The sequence below is a fragment of the Burkholderia sp. LA-2-3-30-S1-D2 genome (assembly GCF_001523915.2).
Classification (GTDB): domain Bacteria; phylum Pseudomonadota; class Gammaproteobacteria; order Burkholderiales; family Burkholderiaceae; genus Burkholderia; species Burkholderia diffusa.
The window spans coordinates 601,110-618,284 of the sequence record NZ_CP013384.1; the positions used below are offsets into that span (position 1 = coordinate 601,110).

A 17,175-nucleotide genomic window follows, 5' to 3' on the forward strand; every position below is an offset into this window, starting at 1 on the left:
CGCCCGGGCCGCGCGTTGCGGCACCCGTTGATCAAACCGAACGAAAGCAAACATCATGTCGATGCGTACTGAATACTGCGGTCTCGTGACCGAACACCTGCTGGGCCAAACCGTGTCGCTGTGCGGCTGGGTGCAGCGCCGCCGCGATCACGGCGGTGTGATCTTCATCGACCTGCGCGATCGTGAAGGCCTCGTGCAGGTGGTGTGCGATCCGGATCGCGCGGAGATGTTCGCGACCGCCGAAGGCGTGCGCAACGAGTTCTGCGTGCAGATCAAGGGTCTCGTGCGCAACCGTCCGGAAGGCACGGTCAACGCCGGCCTGAAGAGCGGCAAGATCGAAGTGCTGTGCCACGAGCTGATCGTGCTGAACGCGTCGGTCACGCCGCCGTTCCAGCTCGACGACGACAACCTGTCGGAAACGACGCGTCTCACGCACCGCGTGCTCGACCTGCGCCGTCCGCAGATGCAGCACAACCTGCGCCTGCGCTACCGCGTCGCGATCGAAGCGCGCAAGTACCTCGACGAGCAGGGCTTCATCGACATCGAAACGCCGATGCTGACGAAGAGCACGCCGGAAGGCGCGCGCGACTACCTCGTGCCGTCGCGCGTGAACGCGGGCCAGTTCTTCGCGCTGCCGCAGTCGCCGCAGCTGTTCAAGCAGCTGCTGATGGTCGCGAACTTCGACCGTTACTACCAGATCACCAAGTGCTTCCGCGACGAGGACCTCCGTGCCGACCGTCAGCCGGAATTCACGCAGATCGACTGCGAGACGTCGTTCCTCGGCGAGCAGGAAATCCGCGACCTGTTCGAAGACATGATCCGTCACATCTTCAAGACGACGATCGACGTCGAACTCGACGCGAAATTCCCGGTGATGCCGTACTCGGAAGCGATGGCGCGTTTCGGTTCGGACAAGCCGGACCTGCGTGTGCAACTCGAATTCACCGAGCTGACCGACGCGATGAAGGACGTCGACTTCAAGGTGTTCAGCACGCCGGCCAACGCGAAGGACGGCCGTGTCGCGGCGCTGCGCGTGCCGAAGGGCGGCGAGCTGTCGCGCGGCGACATCGACGGTTACACGGAATTCGTGCGCATCTACGGCGCGAAGGGCCTCGCATGGATCAAGGTCAACGAGAAGGCGAAGGGCCGCGACGGCCTGCAAAGCCCGATCGTCAAGAACCTGCACGACGCATCGATCGCGGCGATCCTCGAGCGCACCGGCGCTGAAGACGGCGACATCATCTTCTTCGCGGCCGACCGCGCGAAGGTCGTCAACGACAGCCTCGGCGCACTGCGCCTGAAGATCGGCCATTCGGAATTCGGCAAGGCGAACGGCCTCGTCCAGGCCGGCTGGAAGCCGCTGTGGGTCGTCGACTTCCCGATGTTCGAATACGACGACGAAGACGCGCGCTACGTCGCCGCGCACCACCCGTTCACCAGCCCGAAGGACGAGCACCTCGAGTACCTCGAGACGGATCCGGGCCGTTGCCTCGCGAAGGCGTACGACATGGTGCTGAACGGCTGGGAAATCGGCGGCGGCTCGGTGCGTATCCACCGCGAGGAGGTGCAGAGCAAAGTGTTCCGCGCGCTGAAGATCGGTGCGGAAGAAGCGCAGGCGAAGTTCGGCTTCCTGCTGGACGCGCTGCAGTACGGCGCGCCGCCGCACGGCGGTATCGCGTTCGGTCTCGATCGCATCGTCACGATGATGGCCGGCGCCGACTCGATCCGCGACGTGATCGCGTTCCCGAAGACGCAGCGTGCGCAGGATCTGCTCACGCAGGCGCCGAGCCCGGTCGACGAGCGTCAGTTGCGCGAGCTGCACATCCGTCTGCGTCAGCCGGAACAGCCGAAGGCGTAACGCTTGTCACAGGTCGTGTGCGCGGCGACGCGCGCACGACGCCCAACGAAAAAGGCGCCGTTGTGCGCCTTTTTCGCTTTTTGCGGTACAGTCGCAGCACTTGCCGCACGTTCGGGCCCAGGCCCGGCGCACGGCCCTGTGCCGCATGAAACAAAGATGACGAAGCCGCCGAAAATCCCCGAATCCGTTCTCGTCGTGATCTACACGCCCGAACTCGACGTACTGGTGATCAAGCGTGCCGACCAGCCCGATTTCTGGCAATCGGTGACCGGATCGAAGGACGCGCTCGACGAGCCGCTCGCGCTCACGGCCGCGCGCGAAGTCGCCGAGGAAACCGGCATCTCGGTCGGGTCGCCCGACGTGCCGGCCACCGCGCTGATCGACTGGCACCACCGGATCGAATACAGCATCTATCCGCAATACCTGCATCGCTATGCGCCGGGCGTCACGCGCAATATCGAGCACTGGTTCGGCCTGTGCGTGCCGCGCCGCGTCGACGTGACGCTGTCGCCGCGCGAGCATGTCGACTTCGCGTGGCTGCCGTTCCGCGAAGCGGCCGCGCGCTGCTTTTCGCCATCGAATGCCGAAGCGATCCTGCAACTGCCCGTGCGCATGTCGCTCGCGCAATCGCCGCACGGCTCTTCCGCATGAATGCGGAAACCCGCAAGCGCTTCGCGCAGTTGCGGCAGATGTTCCTGCAGGAGCGCGGCTCCGCGTCGCGGCTCGCGTTCACGGCGGGCAACACGGTGCGCCTTTGCGAGACCGGCAACGAATTCTTCCACGCGCTGATCGAACGGATCGATGCGGCGCGCGAGCAGGTGATGCTCGAAACCTACATCTTCTGCGACGACGCGGCCGGCCGCCCGGTGTCGGATGCGCTGATTCGCGCGGCGCAGCGCGGCGTGCGCGTGCGCGTGATCACCGACGGCGTCGGCACCGCGCGCCTGCCGTTGTTCGATACGTGGGCCGAGGCCGGTGTCGAGCACTGCATCTACAACCGCTTCCTGTTCGGCCGCTTCGGCTTCTCGCGCACGCACCGCAAGCTCGCGGTGATCGATCATGCGGTCGCGTTCTGCGGCGGCATCAACATCGTCGACGACTACACCCAGGGCAGCGCGACGCTGCCGTTCCCGCGCTGGGATTTCGCGGTCGAGATGGCCGGGCCGGCGGTGTCGGACGTGCGCGCCGCGTTCGAGCTGCAGTGGCACCGAATCCAGTTCGGCCACAAGCCTTATGCGCAGTACGCGGCGGGGCTGCACGGCGGCGAGGCGTTCCCGGACATGTTCCGGCGCTGGATGCGCAGCCACCGGTGGATCAAGGCCGGTGCGCTGCGCGTCGTGACGGAGCCGAGCGTCGCGTTCGTCGCGCGCGACAATGTCGTGAACCGCCGCGCGATCGAGAAGGCGTATCTCGCCGCGATCGGCCAGGCGCGCCAGCGGATCCTGCTCGCGAATCCGTATTTCATGCCGGGCCGCAAGCTGCGCCGCGCGCTGACGGGCGCGGCTCGCCGCGGCGTCGACGTGCGGATCCTGATCGGCCGTAACGAGTTCACGGCGCTCGATACGGCCGTGCCGTTCCTGTATCACGCGCTGCTGCGCGCGGGCGTGCGCGTGGCGGAATACGACAAGACGATCCTGCACGGCAAAGTGGCGGTGATCGACGACAACTGGGCGACCGTCGGCTCGTCGAACCTCGACGCGCTGAGCCTGATGCTGAACAATGAGGCGAACGTCGTGCTGGTGCGCTACGATGAGATCACCAACGAACTGCGCGACGCAATCGCGGCCGCCTTCACCGAAGGCCGTGAAATCGATGCCGCCCGGTATGCCGCACGGCCGCGCATCGAGCGTATGCTGAACTGGCTCGCATACAACACGTACCGCATCGTGATGAAGGCGCTGACGGTCGGTGGTTACGACTGACGAAGACTAAGCGTTCGCTTCAAAAATCTGTCCGCACGTTCGTGCGGAAAAGCCGCTCCGGTCCCGCCGGAATCGCGCAAAATAGCGGCTCGGTTAGACACCGGTTTCTAATAATTTCCTTGTTTCGCGAGCGGCCGCACTCAATAATAGTACGGCCGTTCGATTTTATTCGAACCCCCGAACGGTTACAGAAATAGCTATGCGAAAAGGCGAACAGACGCGTGCCGCGATACTCGAAGCTGCTTTGGACCTCGCCAGCCGTGACGGGCTGGAGGGGCTGACGATCGGCCTGTTGGCCGAGCGCATGCAGATGAGCAAGAGTGGTGTGTTCGCGCACTTCGGATCGCGCGAGGACCTGCAGGTCGAGGTCGTCCGCGAGTATCACCATCGTTTCGAAAACGAGGTGTTCTTTCCGAGCCTGCGTGAGCCGCGAGGCTTGCCGCGCCTACGGGCGATGCTGGCCCGCTGGACGGAGAAGCGCATCCAGGAAGTGACGACCGGATGCATCTACATCAGCGGCGCCGTCGAGTACGACGACCGGCCCGACAGCCCCGTGCGCGAGCAGTTGATCGCGAGCGTGACGGCCTGGCGTGCCGCGATGCTGCGTGCCATTTCGCAGGCGAAGGAAGAAGGCCATCTGCGTGCGGATACGGATCCGGACCTGATGCTCTTCGAGTTGTACAGCTTCACGCTCGGCCTGCATCACGACGCACGATTCCTGCATTCGCCGGATGCCGTGCGCCTCACGTGGGCCGCGCTGGAAAAGACGATCGTTTCGTATCAGAGCGAGAGCCGTTAGCGGCGCGTGATCCGCCCGCCAGGAGCTCGAGCCGTTTTGCCCACCTTTGGAGAGAGTCATGGGACAGTACGCCGCGCCGCTGCGCGACATGCAATTCGTGTTGCACGAGCTTCTGAACGTCGAAGCCGAGGTCAAGCAAATGCCGCGGCATGCGGACCTCGACGCCGACACGATCAACCAGGTCCTCGAGGAGGCGGGCAAGTTCTGCTCCGAGGTACTGTTCCCGCTGAACCAGGTCGGCGACCGTGAAGGCTGCACGTATGAAGGCGACGGCGTCGTGAAGACCCCGACCGGCTTCAAGGAAGCGTACCAGCAGTACGTCGAGGCCGGCTGGCCGGCACTCGGCTGCGATCCGGACTACGGCGGCCAGGGCCTGCCCGCGTTCGTGAACAACGCGCTCTATGAAATGCTGAACTCGGCGAACCAGGCATGGACGATGTATCCGGGCCTGTCGCACGGCGCCTACGAATGCCTGCATGCGCACGGCGCGCCGGAACTCCAGAAGCAGTATCTGCCGAAGCTCGTGTCGGGCGAATGGACGGGCACGATGTGCCTGACCGAGCCGCACTGCGGCACCGACCTCGGCATCCTGCGCACCAAGGCCGAACCGAACGGCGACGGCTCGTACTCGATCAGCGGCACGAAGATCTTCATCTCGAGCGGCGAGCACGACATGTCGAAGAACATCGTCCACCTCGTGCTCGCACGCCTGCCGGACGCACCGCAGGGCACCAAGGGGATCTCGCTGTTCATCGTGCCGAAGTTCATTCCGGACGCCGCGGGCGAGCCGGGCGAGCGCAACGGCATCAAGTGCGGCTCGATCGAACACAAGATGGGCATCCACGGCAACTCGACGTGCGTGATGAACCTCGACAACGCGAAGGGCTGGATGGTCGGCGAGCCGAACAAGGGCCTCAACGCGATGTTCGTGATGATGAACGCCGCGCGTCTGGGCGTCGGCATGCAGGGTCTGGGTCTCACGGAAGTCGCGTACCAGAACTCGCTGACGTACGCGAAGGAGCGCCTGCAGATGCGCTCGCTGACGGGCCCGAAGGCACCGGACAAGCCGGCCGACCCGATCATCGTGCACCCGGACGTGCGCCGCATGCTGCTCACGCAGAAGGCCTACGCAGAAGGCGCGCGCGCGTTCACGTACTGGTCCGCGCTGCAGATCGACAAGGAACTGTCGCACGCTGACGAAGCGGTGCGCAAGGAAGCGGCCGATCTCGTCGCGCTGCTCACGCCGATCATCAAGGCGTTCCTGACCGACAACGCATTCGAGTCGACCAACCACGCGATGCAGATCTACGGCGGCCACGGCTTCATCTCCGAGTGGGGCATGGAGCAGTACGTGCGCGACGCGCGGATCAACATGATCTACGAAGGCACGAACTCGATCCAGTCGCTCGACCTGCTGGGCCGCAAGGTGCTCGGCGACATGGGCGCGAAGCTGAAGAAATTCGGCAAGCTCGTCACGGAATTCGCGGAAGCCGAAGGCGTGAAGCCGGAAATGGCCGAGTTCATCAACCCGCTCGCGGACATCGGCGACAAGGTGCAGAAGCTGACGATGGAAATCGGCATGAAGGCGATGCAGAACCCGGACGAAGTCGGCGCCGCCGCCGTGCCGTACCTGCGCACCGTGGGCCACCTGGTGTTCTCGTACTTCTGGGCGCGCATGGCGCGCCTCGCCCTCGACAAGGAAGCGTCGGGCGACCCGTTCTACAAGTCGAAGCTCGCGACCGCACGCTTCTACTTCGCGCGCCTGCTGCCCGAAACGGCGGCGACGATCCGCGCCGCGCGCGCCGGTTCGAAGACGCTGATGGAAGTCGACGAATCGCTGTTCTGACGCGAGTCCGGGCGGTGCGCGCCGCGCGCCGCCCGAACGCAACGGTTCCTGGTACTCAATTCGCCGTGCAGCCCTCACAACCCGCGCTGCACGACACTATCCGGAGACATCCCGTGAGCAATTTCCTGATTCGCAAGGTCGCCGTGCTGGGCGCCGGCGTGATGGGCGCGCAGATCGCCGCGCATCTCGTCAACGCGCGCGTGCCGGTGCTGCTGTTCGACCTGCCGGCCAAGGAAGGCCCGAAAAACGCGATCGCGCTGAAGGCGATCGAGAACCTGAAGAAGCTGTCGCCCGCGCCGTTCGGCGTGAAGGACGATGCGAAATATCTCGAAGCCGCGAACTATGAAGACGACATCGCGAAGCTCGCCGAATGCGACGTCGTGATCGAGGCGATCGCCGAGCGGATGGACTGGAAGCACGACCTGTACAAGAAGGTCGCGCCGCACATCGCACCGAACGCGATTTTCGCGACCAACACGTCGGGCCTGTCGATCACGAAGCTGTCCGAAGGTTTCTCGGACGAGCTCAAGTCGCGCTTCTGCGGCGTGCACTTCTTCAACCCGCCGCGCTACATGCACCTCGTCGAGCTGATCCCGACCGCGCATACGCGCCCGGAGATTCTCGACCAGCTCGAAACCTTCCTGACGAGCATCGTCGGCAAGGGCGTCGTGCGCGCGAAGGACACGCCGAACTTCATCGCGAACCGTGTCGGCATCTTCTCGATCCTCGCGGTGATCACCGAGGCCGCGAAATTCGGCCTGCGCTTCGATGAAGTCGACGACCTGACGGGCAGCCGCCTCGGCCGCGCGAAGTCGGCGACGTTCCGCACCGCGGACGTGGTCGGCCTCGACACGATGGCGCACGTGATCAAGACGATGCAGGACAACCTCGCCGACGATCCGTTCTTCCCGGTCTACCAGACGCCTGCCGTGCTCGCCGAACTGGTGAAGCAGGGCGCGCTCGGCCAGAAGACGGGCGGCGGCTTCTACAAGAAGGAAGGCAGGGCGATCAAGGTGCTCGACGCGAAGACGGGCACTTACGTCGATTCGGGTGCGAAGGCGGATGAAACCGTCGGCCGCATCCTGAAGCGCCCGCCGGCGGAACGCCTGAAGCTGCTGCGCGAGACGGACCATCCGCACGCGCAGTTCCTGTGGTCGATCTTCCGCGACGTGTTCCACTACATCGGCGTGCATCTCGAGTCGATCGCCGACAACGCGCGCGACGTCGACCTCGCGATCCGCTGGGGCTTCGGCTGGAACGAAGGCCCGTTCGAAGGCTGGCAGGCCGCCGGCTGGAAGCAGGTTGCCGAGTGGGTGCAGGAAGACATCGCGGCCGGCAAGGCGCTCGCGAACGTGCCGCTGCCGTCGTGGGTGCTCGAAGGCGCGGTTGCCGAGAAGGGCGGCGTGCACACGGCCGAAGGCTCGTGGGCGCCTGCTTCGAAGCGCTTCGTGCCGCGTTCCGACCTCGCCGTCTACGGCAAGCAGGTGTTCCGCGCGCCGCTCGTCGGCGAAGCCGGCGTCGATCCGAAGACGTACGGCAAGACGCTGTTCGAAACCGACGCGGTGCGTGCATGGGTCGACGACCGTGCGGGCGAGGACGACGTCGTGATCGTGTCGTTCAAGTCGAAGATGAACACGATCGGGCCGAGCGTGATCGACGGCCTCGTGCAGGCGATCGAGCTCGCGGAGAAGGACTACAAGGGCGTGGTGATCTGGCAGCCGACGTCGCTGAAGCTCGGCACGCCGGGTGGCCCGTTCTCGGCCGGTGCGAACCTCGAAGAGGCGATGCCCGCGTTCATGATGGGCGGCGCGAAGGGCATCGAGCCGTTCGTGAAGAAGTTCCAGGAAGGCATGCTGCGCGTGAAGTACGCGAACGTGCCGGTCGTTGCGGCCGTGTCGGGCATTGCGCTCGGCGGCGGGTGCGAACTGATGCTGCACAGCGCGAAGCGCGTCGTGCACGTCGAGAGCTACATCGGTCTCGTCGAAGTGGGCGTCGGCCTCGTGCCGGCGGGCGGCGGCCTGAAGGAAGCGGCGCTGCGCGCGGCGGATGCGGCAACGGCCGCGAACGCGACCACCGACATCCTGAAGTTCGTCACGAAGTCGTTCGAGAACGCGGCGATGGCCAAGGTTTCGTCGTCGGCGCACGATGCACGCGCGATGGGCTACCTGAAGCCGTCCGACACGATCATCTTCAACGTGTTCGAGCTGCTCGATACCGCGAAGAAGGAAGCACGCGCGCTGGCGGCCGTCGGCTACCGTGCGCCGCTGCGCGCGAAGGACGTGCCGGTCGCAGGCCGCTCGGCGATCGCGACGATCAAGGCATCGCTCGTCAACATGCGTGACGGCCGCTTCATCAGCGACCACGACTACCTGATCGCGAGCCGTATCGCCGAAGCCGTGTGTGGCGGCGACGTCGAAGCCGGCAGCCTCGTCGACGAGCAGTGGCTGCTCGCACTCGAGCGCCGCGCGTTCGTCGAGCTGCTCGGCACGCAGAAGACGCAGGAACGGATCATGGGCATGTTGCAGACCGGCAAGCCGGTGCGTAACTGAGCGAGCGACAAGGCAAGGAGTCTGAAATGAGCAAACAACTGCAAGACGCATACATCGTCGCCGCAAGCCGCACCCCGATCGGCAAGGCTCCGCGCGGTGTCTTCAAGAACACGCGCCCCGACGAGCTGCTGGTTCACGCGATCAAGTCGGCGGTCGCGCAGGTGCCCGGCCTCGACACGAAGGTGATCGAGGACGCGATCATCGGCTGCGCGATTCCGGAAGCCGAGCAGGGCCTGAACGTGGCCCGCATGGGCGCGCTGCTCGCGGGGCTGCCGCAGACGGTCGGCGGCGTGACGGTCAACCGCTTCTGCGCGTCGGGCATCACGGCGCTGGCGATGGCGGCGGACCGCATCCGCGTCGGCGAATCGGACGCGCTGCTCGCGGGCGGCTGCGAATCGATGAGCATGGTGCCGATGATGGGCAACAAGCCGTCGATGTCGCCGCACATCTTCGATCGCAGCGAGGATTTCGGCATTGCATACGGGATGGGCCTGACCGCCGAGCGCGTCGCCGAGCAGTGGAAGGTGAGCCGCGAAGACCAGGACGCGTTCTCGGTCGAATCGCACCGCAAGGCGCTCGCCGCCCAGCAGGCCGGCGAGTTCGGCGACGAAATCGCCGCGTACACGATCACCGAGCGTTTCCCGAACCTGGCGACGGGCGAAGTCGACGTGAAGACGCGCGAGATCAAGCTCGACGAAGGTCCGCGTGCGGATACGTCGATCGAAGGCCTCGCGAAGCTGCGCACGGTGTTCGCGAACAAGGGCTCGGTCACGGCCGGCAACAGCTCGCAGACGTCGGATGGCGCGGGCGCGCTGCTGGTCGTGTCGGAGAAGGTGCTCAAGGAGTTCAACCTGACGCCGCTCGCGCGCTTCGTGAGTTTCGCGGTGCGTGGCGTGCCGCCGGAAATCATGGGCATCGGTCCGAAGGAAGCGATTCCGGCCGCGCTGAAGGCCGCCGGCCTGAAGCAGGACGATCTCGACTGGATCGAGCTGAACGAAGCGTTCGCCGCGCAATCGCTGGCGGTGATGCGCGATCTCGGCCTCGACCCGTCGAAGGTCAACCCGATGGGCGGTGCGATCGCACTCGGCCACCCGCTCGGTGCGACCGGCGCGATCCGCGCGGCGACCGTCGTGCATGGCCTGCGCCGCCGTAACCTGAAGTACGGGATGGTCACGATGTGCGTCGGCACCGGCATGGGCGCCGCGGGCATCATCGAACGCCTGTAAGCGGGGCGGGACAAGAGCGACGACGGTGCGCGGGCCACGAGCTCGCGCACCGTTTTTTCATTCCGATAGAGGAAAGTCAAAGGAGACGGTTGTGGCCGAAATTCAAGTGGAACGCGCCGACGGCGTGATGACGATCACGATCGCGCGCCCGGCGAAGAAGAACGCGCTGACGGCGGCGATGTACCAGACGATGGCCGATGCGCTTGCCGACGCGCAGGAGGACAAGGCGGTCCGCGTGATCCTGCTGCGCGGCAGCGACGGCAACTTCAGCGCGGGGAACGATCTCGAGGATTTCCTGAAGGCGCCGCCGAAGGACGAAAACGCGTCGGTATTCCAGTTTCTCGCGCGGATCAGCAGCGCGACCAAGCCGATCGTCGCGGCGGTGCCGGGCATCGCCGTTGGCGTCGGCGTGACGATGCTGCTGCACTGCGATCTCGTCTACGCGGCCGACACCGCGGCGTTCTCGCTGCCGTTCGCGCAGCTCGGGCTGTGCCCGGAAGCCGCATCGAGCGTGCTGCTGCCGCGCCTGGCCGGCCATCAGGTCGCCGCTGAAAAGCTGCTGCTCGGCGAAGCCTTCGACGCGCTGGAAGCGCACCGCATCGGCATCGTCAATCGCGTGCTGCCGGCCGCGGAGCTCGATGCATTCGCGGCGAAGCAGGCCGCGAAACTCGCGGCGCTGCCGGCGTCGTCGCTGCGCGTGACGAAGGCGCTGTTGAAGGAGACGGGAGGCGTGGCTGTTGCCGCGCGGATGAGCGAGGAAGCCGGCCACTTCTCCGCGATGCTGCGCGCGCCGGAGGCACGCGAGGCGATGACGGCGTTCTTCGAGAAGCGCAAGCCGGATTTCCGTCAGTTCGACTGACGGCACGGCCCGACGGCATCAGGCCGTGCCGTAATCGACGTGGCCGGTTTCGCGGCAGAAACAGAGCAGCCGAAGGCCGGCCGCCTTCGCGATCTCGATCGCGAGCGACGACGGCGCTGAGATCGTCGCGACCATCGGGATCCCGACCCGCGCCGACTTGCGCACGAGCTCGTAGCTCGCGCGGCTCGACAGGAACACGAAGCCGTCGGTCGCGTCCGCGCGCGACAGGACGAGCGAGCCGATCAGCTTGTCGAGCGCGTTGTGGCGTCCGACATCCTCGAACGCCATCCGGATCGCGCCTGTTGCGTCGCACCACGCGGCCGCATGCAGGCCACCGGTGAGTCTCGTGAGCGCCTGATGCGCCGGCAGCGCGTGGGCCGCGCGCGCGAGCGCGTCGGGCGCGAGGCGCGCGAGAAAGCCGGTATCGGGCACCCGTTCGGGCGCGAGGTCGAGCAGGTCGATGCTCTCGATCCCGCACACGCCGCAGCCGGTGCGCCCCGCGAGCGCGCGGCGGCGGTCCTTCAGCGCGGCGAACGCCTGCTGGACGACCTCCAGATGCACCTCCGCGTGCGGCAGCGACGCGTCGGCGTGGAGGATCACCTCGATGTCCTTGATGTCGCTGCCGCGTTCGACGATCCCTTCCGAGATCGCGAAGCCGACCGCGAACGCCTCGAGGTCGCGCGGCGTGCACATCATCACCGCGTGCGAGATGCCGTTGAAGACCAGTGCGACCGGCCATTCCTGGCCGACGTAGTCGTGCGCGGTTTCGACGGCGCCGCCGCGCGTGCGGCGCACGGACAGCTCGATCGCGCCGCGCGGTTCTTCTGTTTCAGTCGGATTCACGAGCACTCCCGTTGATACGAGGCAGGGCGGCGACGATCGTGTCCGCCGCTCGCGCGCAGAGGTTCTAAAATACCTCAGGCAGGCCGGCCGCGCCGGCATCCGCCACTCAGGTAACGACCATGGGACTCAGCGACGCTCCGCTGCTATTCAATTTCGAACACGATTCGTCGGAAAACCTGACGTACATCCCGATGATCGTGCGTTTCAATCTCGACCGTTTCGGTCTGCGGATTTCGCTGGAGCAGTGGCAATTGTTGCCGCTCGAGGACCGCAAGCTGCTCGCGCGCTTTCCGGCCGACGACGACACCGCGATCGAGCCCAATTTCGATCACGCGCTGTTCGAAATGCTGCGCACGCACGCCGACCTCGAACCGTCGTGGTTCCAGCCGGACGAGCAGCCGAGCTGGCGCGCGACCGATTCGGTGCCGGACGCGCTTGTGCAGCAGAGCGCGCTGGCCGGGCTGCCGGCGCCCGCGCTCGCGCAGTGGCAGCGGCTCGCGCCGTTCCAGCGCTACGTGCTGATGAAGCTGTCGCGCAAGCCGAAGCTGAACCACGATTTCCTGCCCGCGATGCGGGAGTTCGGGCTGACGGCCACGCACTGAGGCGGCCGCGGGCCGGTGGAGGGCGCCGTCGCGCGGCGCTCGCCCGTCAGAGCGGCGGCAGTTGGCGCGGCTTGCGGTCAGTGCCGGTCGCGACGTAGGTGAGGGTTGCTTCGGTGACCTTCACGATTTCACCCATCAGGCGCATGCGCTGCGCGTACACCTCGACGTCGACCGTGATCGACGTGTTGCCGGTGCGCATGATGGTCGCGTAGAAGCTCAGCAGATCGCCGACGAACACCGGCTGCTTGAACACGAACGAGTTGACCGCGACCGTTGCGACGCGACCGTTCGCGCGCTGGCTCGCGGGGATCGAGCCGGCGATGTCGACCTGCGACATGATCCAGCCGCCGAACACGTCGCCGTGGACGTTCGCGTCGTGCGGTTGCGGGACGACGCGCAGCGCGGGTTGCTTTTGCGGGAGTTCGAGGGTCGAATCGGTCATGGCGGGGGCTTTCATCCTGTAATAAACATGCCGCCGCGCGCAGGCCGGCCGGCGAGGGCGCCGGCAGCGGCGCGAAGCGGCTTCTGCGACAATACAACGTTCGCAAATTGTACGAGAAAGTGACCAAGCCGGCCGCCGATGCACGCGCCCGGCGCCGCCGCCGATCCTTCCCCCCATGCGCCGATTTCCTGCTTCCGGCGAGCCCGCGCCGGCTTCGACCGGGCCCCGCAACGACTGGCAGACCATCCGGTCGTTGCTGCCGTACCTGACCACCTACAAATGGCGCGTCGCGCTCGCGCTCGGCTGCCTGATCGGTGCGAAGGTCGCCAACCTCGGCGTGCCGGTCGTGATGAAGCGCATCGTCGACCACCTGTCCTACGTCCAGCAGATCACCGCGCTCGGCCGCGCCGAACAGTCGGCCGGCATCGTGCTCGCGGGCGGCGTGGGGCTGCTGGTCGTCGCGTATGCGCTCGTGCGGCTGTCGACGTCGCTGTTCACCGAGCTGCGTGAGATCCTGTTCTCGAAGGTCACCGAGAGCGCGGTGCGCCAGCTCGCGCTGCAGGTGTTCCGGCATCTGCACGGGCTGTCGCTGCGCTTCCATCTCGAGCGCCAGACGGGCGGCATGTCGCGCGACATCGAGCGCGGCACGCGCGGCATCCAGCAGCTGATTTCGTATTCGCTGTACAGCATCCTGCCGACGCTCGTCGAGGTCGGGCTCGTGCTCGGGTTCTTCGTGGTCAAGTACGAGGCCTATTACGCCTACGTGACGTTCGCGGCGCTGGTCACCTACATCGTGTTCACGGTGAAGGTCACCAACTGGCGCACGCATTTCCGCCGCACGATGAACGAACTCGATTCGCGCGCCAACTCGCGGGCGATCGATTCGCTGATCAACTACGAGACGGTGAAGTATTTCGGCAACGAGGAGTGGGAAGCGCAGCGCTACGACGAGAACCTGAAGCGCTACCGCAAGGCCGCGATTCGTTCGCAGAATTCGCTGTCGGTGCTGAACTTCGGCCAGCAGGCGATCATCGGCACGGGGCTCGTGTTCATCCTGTGGCGCGCGACGCAGGGCGTGCTCGCGGGCAAGCTGACGCTCGGCGATCTGGTACTGATCAACACGTTCATGCTGCAGCTGTACATCCCGCTGAACTTTCTCGGCGTCGTCTATCGCGAGCTGAAGCAGAGCCTCACCGACATGGATCGCATGTTCGGGCTGCTGTCGGCCGCGAAGGAAGTGGCCGACCTGCCCGATGCGCGGCCGCTCGCGGTGGCCGGCGCGCAGGTGCGTTTCGAGCACGTGAACTTCGCATACGAGCCGGCTCGGCAGATCCTGCACGACGTGACGTTTACGATCGACGCGGGCACGACGACCGCGGTGGTCGGCCACAGCGGCTCCGGGAAGTCGACGCTGTCGCGGCTGCTGTTCCGCTTCTACGATCTCGACCGGCAGGCGGGCGGTGCGATCCGGATCGACGGCCAGGACATTCGCGACGTCACGCAGGACTCGCTGCGTGCATCGATCGGGATCGTGCCGCAGGACACCGTGCTGTTCAACGACTCGATCTACTACAACATCGCCTATGGCCGGCCGACCGCGAGCCGAGACGAAGTGATCGCGGCCGCGCGCGCCGCGCACATCCACGACTTCATCGAGAGCTTGCCGAAGGGCTATGACACGCCGGTCGGCGAGCGCGGGCTGAAGCTGTCGGGCGGCGAGAAGCAGCGCGTCGCGATCGCGCGCACGCTGCTGAAGAATCCGCCGGTGCTGCTGTTCGACGAGGCGACGTCGGCGCTCGATTCGCGCTCGGAGCGTGCGATCCAGCACGAACTCGACCAGATCGCGCGGCACCGCACGACGCTCGTGATCGCGCACCGGCTGTCGACGGTCGTGCATGCGCAGCAGATTCTCGTGATGGACCACGGGCGGATCGTCGAGCGCGGCACGCACGACGAACTCGTGCGCGCGGACGGGCTGTATGCGCAGATGTGGGCGCTGCAGCAGCAGCGAGCGGCGGCGGGCGGGGAAGCGGCCGAGGCCGCGTGAGCGTGGATGTTGCGCCGGGCGGTGCGGGAACGGTCCGTTCGCCGGCCGTTCGGCATCGGGCGGCGTTGCGCCGTCACGGCCCGGCGCTGCGTTCGCGGCGTTTGATTCAGGCGCGGCCTGCCGGCGATCGATCGGGCCGTCATCGGCCTTTCGGGCCCTTGGCCGCCGCGCCGGGTGGCCCGACGGTCAGCCGCGAATCAGCTCAGCCCGCGGCGGCACGCAGCCGCGCATCCAGTTCGCCGAGCTGCGCGGGCGTGCCGACGTTCTCCCAGATACCTTCATACAATTCGCCGCTCGCGCGGCCGGCCTCGATGGTCGCCTTGAAGTACGGCGTCAGCGGCCGGTGCGTGCCGGGCACGATGTCGCGGAACATCCGCGTGTCGTACACGCCGATGCTGCCGAACGTGACACGCGGCGCGCCGGCGAGCGCCAGCCGGCCGTCGTCGCGGAGCACGAAATCGCCGTCCGGATGGAACGGCGGGTTCGGCACCATCACGAGATGCATCGCGGGCGCGTCGAGCTCGGCCATCCTCGCGGCGCGGGCGGCGAGCGTCCGGTAGTCGAATGCGCAGTACACGTCGCCCGCGACCGCCGCGAACACCGTCGGCCGGCCGTCGCGCTCGAGCAGCGGCAGCGCCTGGGCGATGCCGCCGGCGGTTTCCAGCGCGTCGCCTTCGGCCGAATACGCGAGCCGCACGCCCCAGCGCGAGCCGTCGCCGAGCGTTGCCTCGAGCTGTTCGCCGAGCCACGCGTGGTTGATCACGATCGTCTCGATGCCCGCGCGCGCGAGCGCCTCGATCTGCCAGACGATCAGCGGCTTGCCGCCGACTTCGAGCAGCGGCTTCGGGCGGGTGTCGGTCAGCGGGCGCATCCGTTCGCCGCGCCCGGCGGCGAAGATCATCGCCGTGGTCAGGGTAGTGCTCATGTTCGGCTGAATGTGAGGGCGGTCAGAACGTATAGCCGACGTCGGCCGCGCCCTTGCCCTCGAGCTCGTCGAGCAGCTTCGCGAACGGCACGAGCGGGCGGTAGCGCAGCGCGACCTTGCGCGCGTACGCGAGGAAGCGCGGCAGGTCGTTCAGGTAATGCGGCTTGCCGTCGCGGTAGTTGATCCGTGCGAACAGGCCGAGGATCTTGATATGGCGCTGCAGCCCCATCCACTCGAGCTGGCGGTAGAACTCGCCGAAGTCCGGTTCGACCGGCAGGCCGGCCTTCTTCGCCTTTTCCCAGTAATACGCGAAGCAGTCGAGCTCGAACTCCTCGTCCCAGCTGATGAACGCGTCGCGCAGCAGCGACACGACGTCGTACGTCAGCGGCCCGTACACGGCGTCCTGGAAGTCGAGCACGCCGGGGTTCGGCTCGCAGACCATCAGGTTGCGCGGCATGAAATCGCGCAGCATGAAGCCCTGTGGCTGCGCATGGGCGCTCGCGACCAGCAGCGCGAAGGTGCGGTCGAGCGTGCCGCGCATCGCGTCGGTGACGGGCTTGCCGAGGTGCCGGCCGACGAACCATTCGGGCAGCAGCTCCATCTCGCGGCGCAGGAATGCCTCGTCGAACGGCGGCAGCACGTCGGGCTTCGAGCTCAGCTGGAAGCGGATCAGTGCGTCGAGCGCGTCGCGCATCAGCGGGCGCGCCGCGACCGGGTCGGCCGGATCGAGCACCGAGATGTACGACGTGCGGCCGAGGTCGGTCACGAGCATGAAGCCCGCGTCGAAATCGTGGGCCAGCACGTCCGGCACGTGGTCGCCGGCCGCGGCGAGCAACCGCGCGACCTGAACGAATTCGCGACACTTCTCGGGCGGCGGCGCGTCGACCGCGACCAGCGAGCCGCCGGGGCTCGTGGCCGACGCGACGCGGAAATAGCGGCGGAAACTGGCGTCCGACGACGCGGGTGCGAGGGTCGACAGGTCGAGGGCGAAGCGCTCGGCGAGCGGGCGCAGCCACGCGGTCAGTGCGTCGAGACGGGCGTCGGGCTGGGATGCGGCGGATGGGGGTGTCATGAAACTCGGCGGAGGGGGGAACGTCTTGCCATATAATACCCCACGACTTTTTTGACGCGCCCCGCGTCAGCTTCCGCCGTGCAGGCCCGCCGCCTGTCGCGCCGTCCGCCCGCTCGCCTCCCCGGTTTGCGCTCAGCCGCAGTCGCGGTGCGACGGCGCGGCCCGCCGTGCGCGAATGTGCCGTG

General features: G+C 66.7%; 14 protein-coding genes. 10 read left to right on the plus strand and 4 right to left on the minus strand.

Going from position 1 to position 17,175, the window contains the following annotated elements; translation table 11 throughout:
* Positions 1–55 precede the first annotated feature (55 nt).
* The 8 genes from aspS (at position 56) to WS66_RS15455 (ending at position 11,059) form a co-directional block, all read left to right on the plus strand.
* Positions 56–1,858, plus strand: coding sequence for an aspartate--tRNA ligase (gene aspS / locus WS66_RS15420; RefSeq protein WP_059607657.1), 1,803 nt, complete (start codon positions 56–58; stop codon positions 1,856–1,858).
* 156 nt (positions 1,859–2,014) lie between these two features.
* Positions 2,015–2,509 (plus strand): dihydroneopterin triphosphate diphosphatase, encoded by a 495-nt coding sequence (gene nudB / locus WS66_RS15425; RefSeq protein ID WP_059607751.1) that lies wholly within the window; start codon positions 2,015–2,017, stop codon positions 2,507–2,509.
* On the plus strand, positions 2,506–3,780 hold the full coding sequence (clsB, locus tag WS66_RS15430) for a cardiolipin synthase ClsB (protein ID WP_059607656.1): 1,275 nt from the start codon (positions 2,506–2,508) through the stop codon (positions 3,778–3,780). Before nudB ends, clsB begins: the two co-directional genes overlap by 4 nt.
* 199 nt (positions 3,781–3,979) lie before the next feature.
* Entirely contained in the window at positions 3,980–4,579 is a 600-nt protein-coding gene (locus WS66_RS15435) for a TetR/AcrR family transcriptional regulator (protein WP_006751498.1), read from the plus strand.
* A gap of 58 nt (positions 4,580–4,637) precedes the next feature.
* Positions 4,638–6,425 (plus strand): acyl-CoA dehydrogenase C-terminal domain-containing protein, encoded by a 1,788-nt coding sequence (locus WS66_RS15440; protein WP_059607654.1) that lies wholly within the window; start codon positions 4,638–4,640, stop codon positions 6,423–6,425.
* A 113-nt stretch (positions 6,426–6,538) separates the two neighbouring features.
* On the plus strand, positions 6,539–8,974 hold the full coding sequence (locus WS66_RS15445; RefSeq protein WP_059607652.1) for a 3-hydroxyacyl-CoA dehydrogenase/enoyl-CoA hydratase family protein: 2,436 nt from the start codon (positions 6,539–6,541) through the stop codon (positions 8,972–8,974).
* A gap of 26 nt (positions 8,975–9,000) precedes the next feature.
* A complete protein-coding gene (locus WS66_RS15450) occupies positions 9,001–10,200 on the plus strand; it encodes an acetyl-CoA C-acyltransferase (protein ID WP_059607650.1) in 1,200 nt (399 codons plus the stop codon).
* Positions 10,201–10,291: 91 nt separating this feature from the next.
* Positions 10,292–11,059 carry an enoyl-CoA hydratase gene (locus tag WS66_RS15455; RefSeq protein WP_059607648.1) on the plus strand — a complete coding sequence of 256 codons (768 nt, stop codon included), beginning with the start codon at positions 10,292–10,294 and terminating at the stop codon, positions 11,057–11,059.
* An 18-nt stretch (positions 11,060–11,077) separates the two neighbouring features.
* On the opposite strand, the gene fdhD is transcribed toward WS66_RS15455, so the two are convergent.
* Positions 11,078–11,908 carry a formate dehydrogenase accessory sulfurtransferase FdhD gene (gene fdhD, locus WS66_RS15460; protein WP_108064683.1) on the minus strand — a complete coding sequence of 277 codons (831 nt, stop codon included), beginning with the start codon at positions 11,906–11,908 and terminating at the stop codon, positions 11,078–11,080.
* 113 nt (positions 11,909–12,021) lie between these two features.
* On the opposite strand from fdhD, the gene WS66_RS15465 reads away from it, so the two are divergent.
* Positions 12,022–12,504, plus strand: a complete 483-nt coding sequence (locus tag WS66_RS15465) for a nitrate reductase associated protein (protein WP_059528173.1) — start codon at positions 12,022–12,024, stop codon at positions 12,502–12,504.
* A 46-nt stretch (positions 12,505–12,550) separates the two neighbouring features.
* On the opposite strand, the gene WS66_RS15470 is transcribed toward WS66_RS15465, so the two are convergent.
* Positions 12,551–12,946, minus strand: coding sequence for an acyl-CoA thioesterase (locus tag WS66_RS15470; RefSeq protein WP_059607646.1), 396 nt, complete (start codon positions 12,944–12,946; stop codon positions 12,551–12,553).
* Between the two features lie 175 nt (positions 12,947–13,121).
* On the opposite strand from WS66_RS15470, the gene WS66_RS15480 reads away from it, so the two are divergent.
* The gene (locus tag WS66_RS15480; protein WP_059607644.1) at positions 13,122–14,993 is read left to right on the plus strand and encodes an ABCB family ABC transporter ATP-binding protein/permease; all 1,872 of its coding nucleotides are present in this window, start codon (positions 13,122–13,124) and stop codon (positions 14,991–14,993) included.
* Between the two features lie 202 nt (positions 14,994–15,195).
* Here WS66_RS15480 and murU read toward each other — a convergent pair whose 3' ends face one another.
* Positions 15,196–15,918, minus strand: a complete 723-nt coding sequence (murU, locus tag WS66_RS15485) for an N-acetylmuramate alpha-1-phosphate uridylyltransferase MurU (protein WP_059607642.1) — start codon at positions 15,916–15,918, stop codon at positions 15,196–15,198.
* 22 nt (positions 15,919–15,940) lie between these two features.
* A complete protein-coding gene (locus WS66_RS15490; protein ID WP_059607640.1) occupies positions 15,941–16,990 on the minus strand; it encodes an aminoglycoside phosphotransferase family protein in 1,050 nt (349 codons plus the stop codon).
* Positions 16,991–17,175 lie beyond the last annotated feature (185 nt).

Coding starts and splice junctions, on each gene's coding strand:
- aspS (WP_059607657.1), top strand. CDS start 56: ATGTCGATGCGTACTGAATACTGCGGTCTCGTGACCGAACACCTGCTG.
- nudB (WP_059607751.1), top strand. CDS start 2,015: ATGACGAAGCCGCCGAAAATCCCCGAATCCGTTCTCGTCGTGATCTAC.
- clsB (WP_059607656.1), top strand. CDS start 2,506: ATGAATGCGGAAACCCGCAAGCGCTTCGCGCAGTTGCGGCAGATGTTC.
- WS66_RS15435 (WP_006751498.1), top strand. CDS start 3,980: ATGCGAAAAGGCGAACAGACGCGTGCCGCGATACTCGAAGCTGCTTTG.
- WS66_RS15440 (WP_059607654.1), top strand. CDS start 4,638: ATGGGACAGTACGCCGCGCCGCTGCGCGACATGCAATTCGTGTTGCAC.
- WS66_RS15450 (WP_059607650.1), top strand. CDS start 9,001: ATGAGCAAACAACTGCAAGACGCATACATCGTCGCCGCAAGCCGCACC.
- WS66_RS15465 (WP_059528173.1), top strand. CDS start 12,022: ATGGGACTCAGCGACGCTCCGCTGCTATTCAATTTCGAACACGATTCG.
- WS66_RS15470 (WP_059607646.1), bottom strand. CDS start 12,946: ATGACCGATTCGACCCTCGAACTCCCGCAAAAGCAACCCGCGCTGCGC.
- WS66_RS15480 (WP_059607644.1), top strand. CDS start 13,122: ATGCGCCGATTTCCTGCTTCCGGCGAGCCCGCGCCGGCTTCGACCGGG.
- murU (WP_059607642.1), bottom strand. CDS start 15,918: ATGAGCACTACCCTGACCACGGCGATGATCTTCGCCGCCGGGCGCGGC.
- WS66_RS15490 (WP_059607640.1), bottom strand. CDS start 16,990: ATGACACCCCCATCCGCCGCATCCCAGCCCGACGCCCGTCTCGACGCA.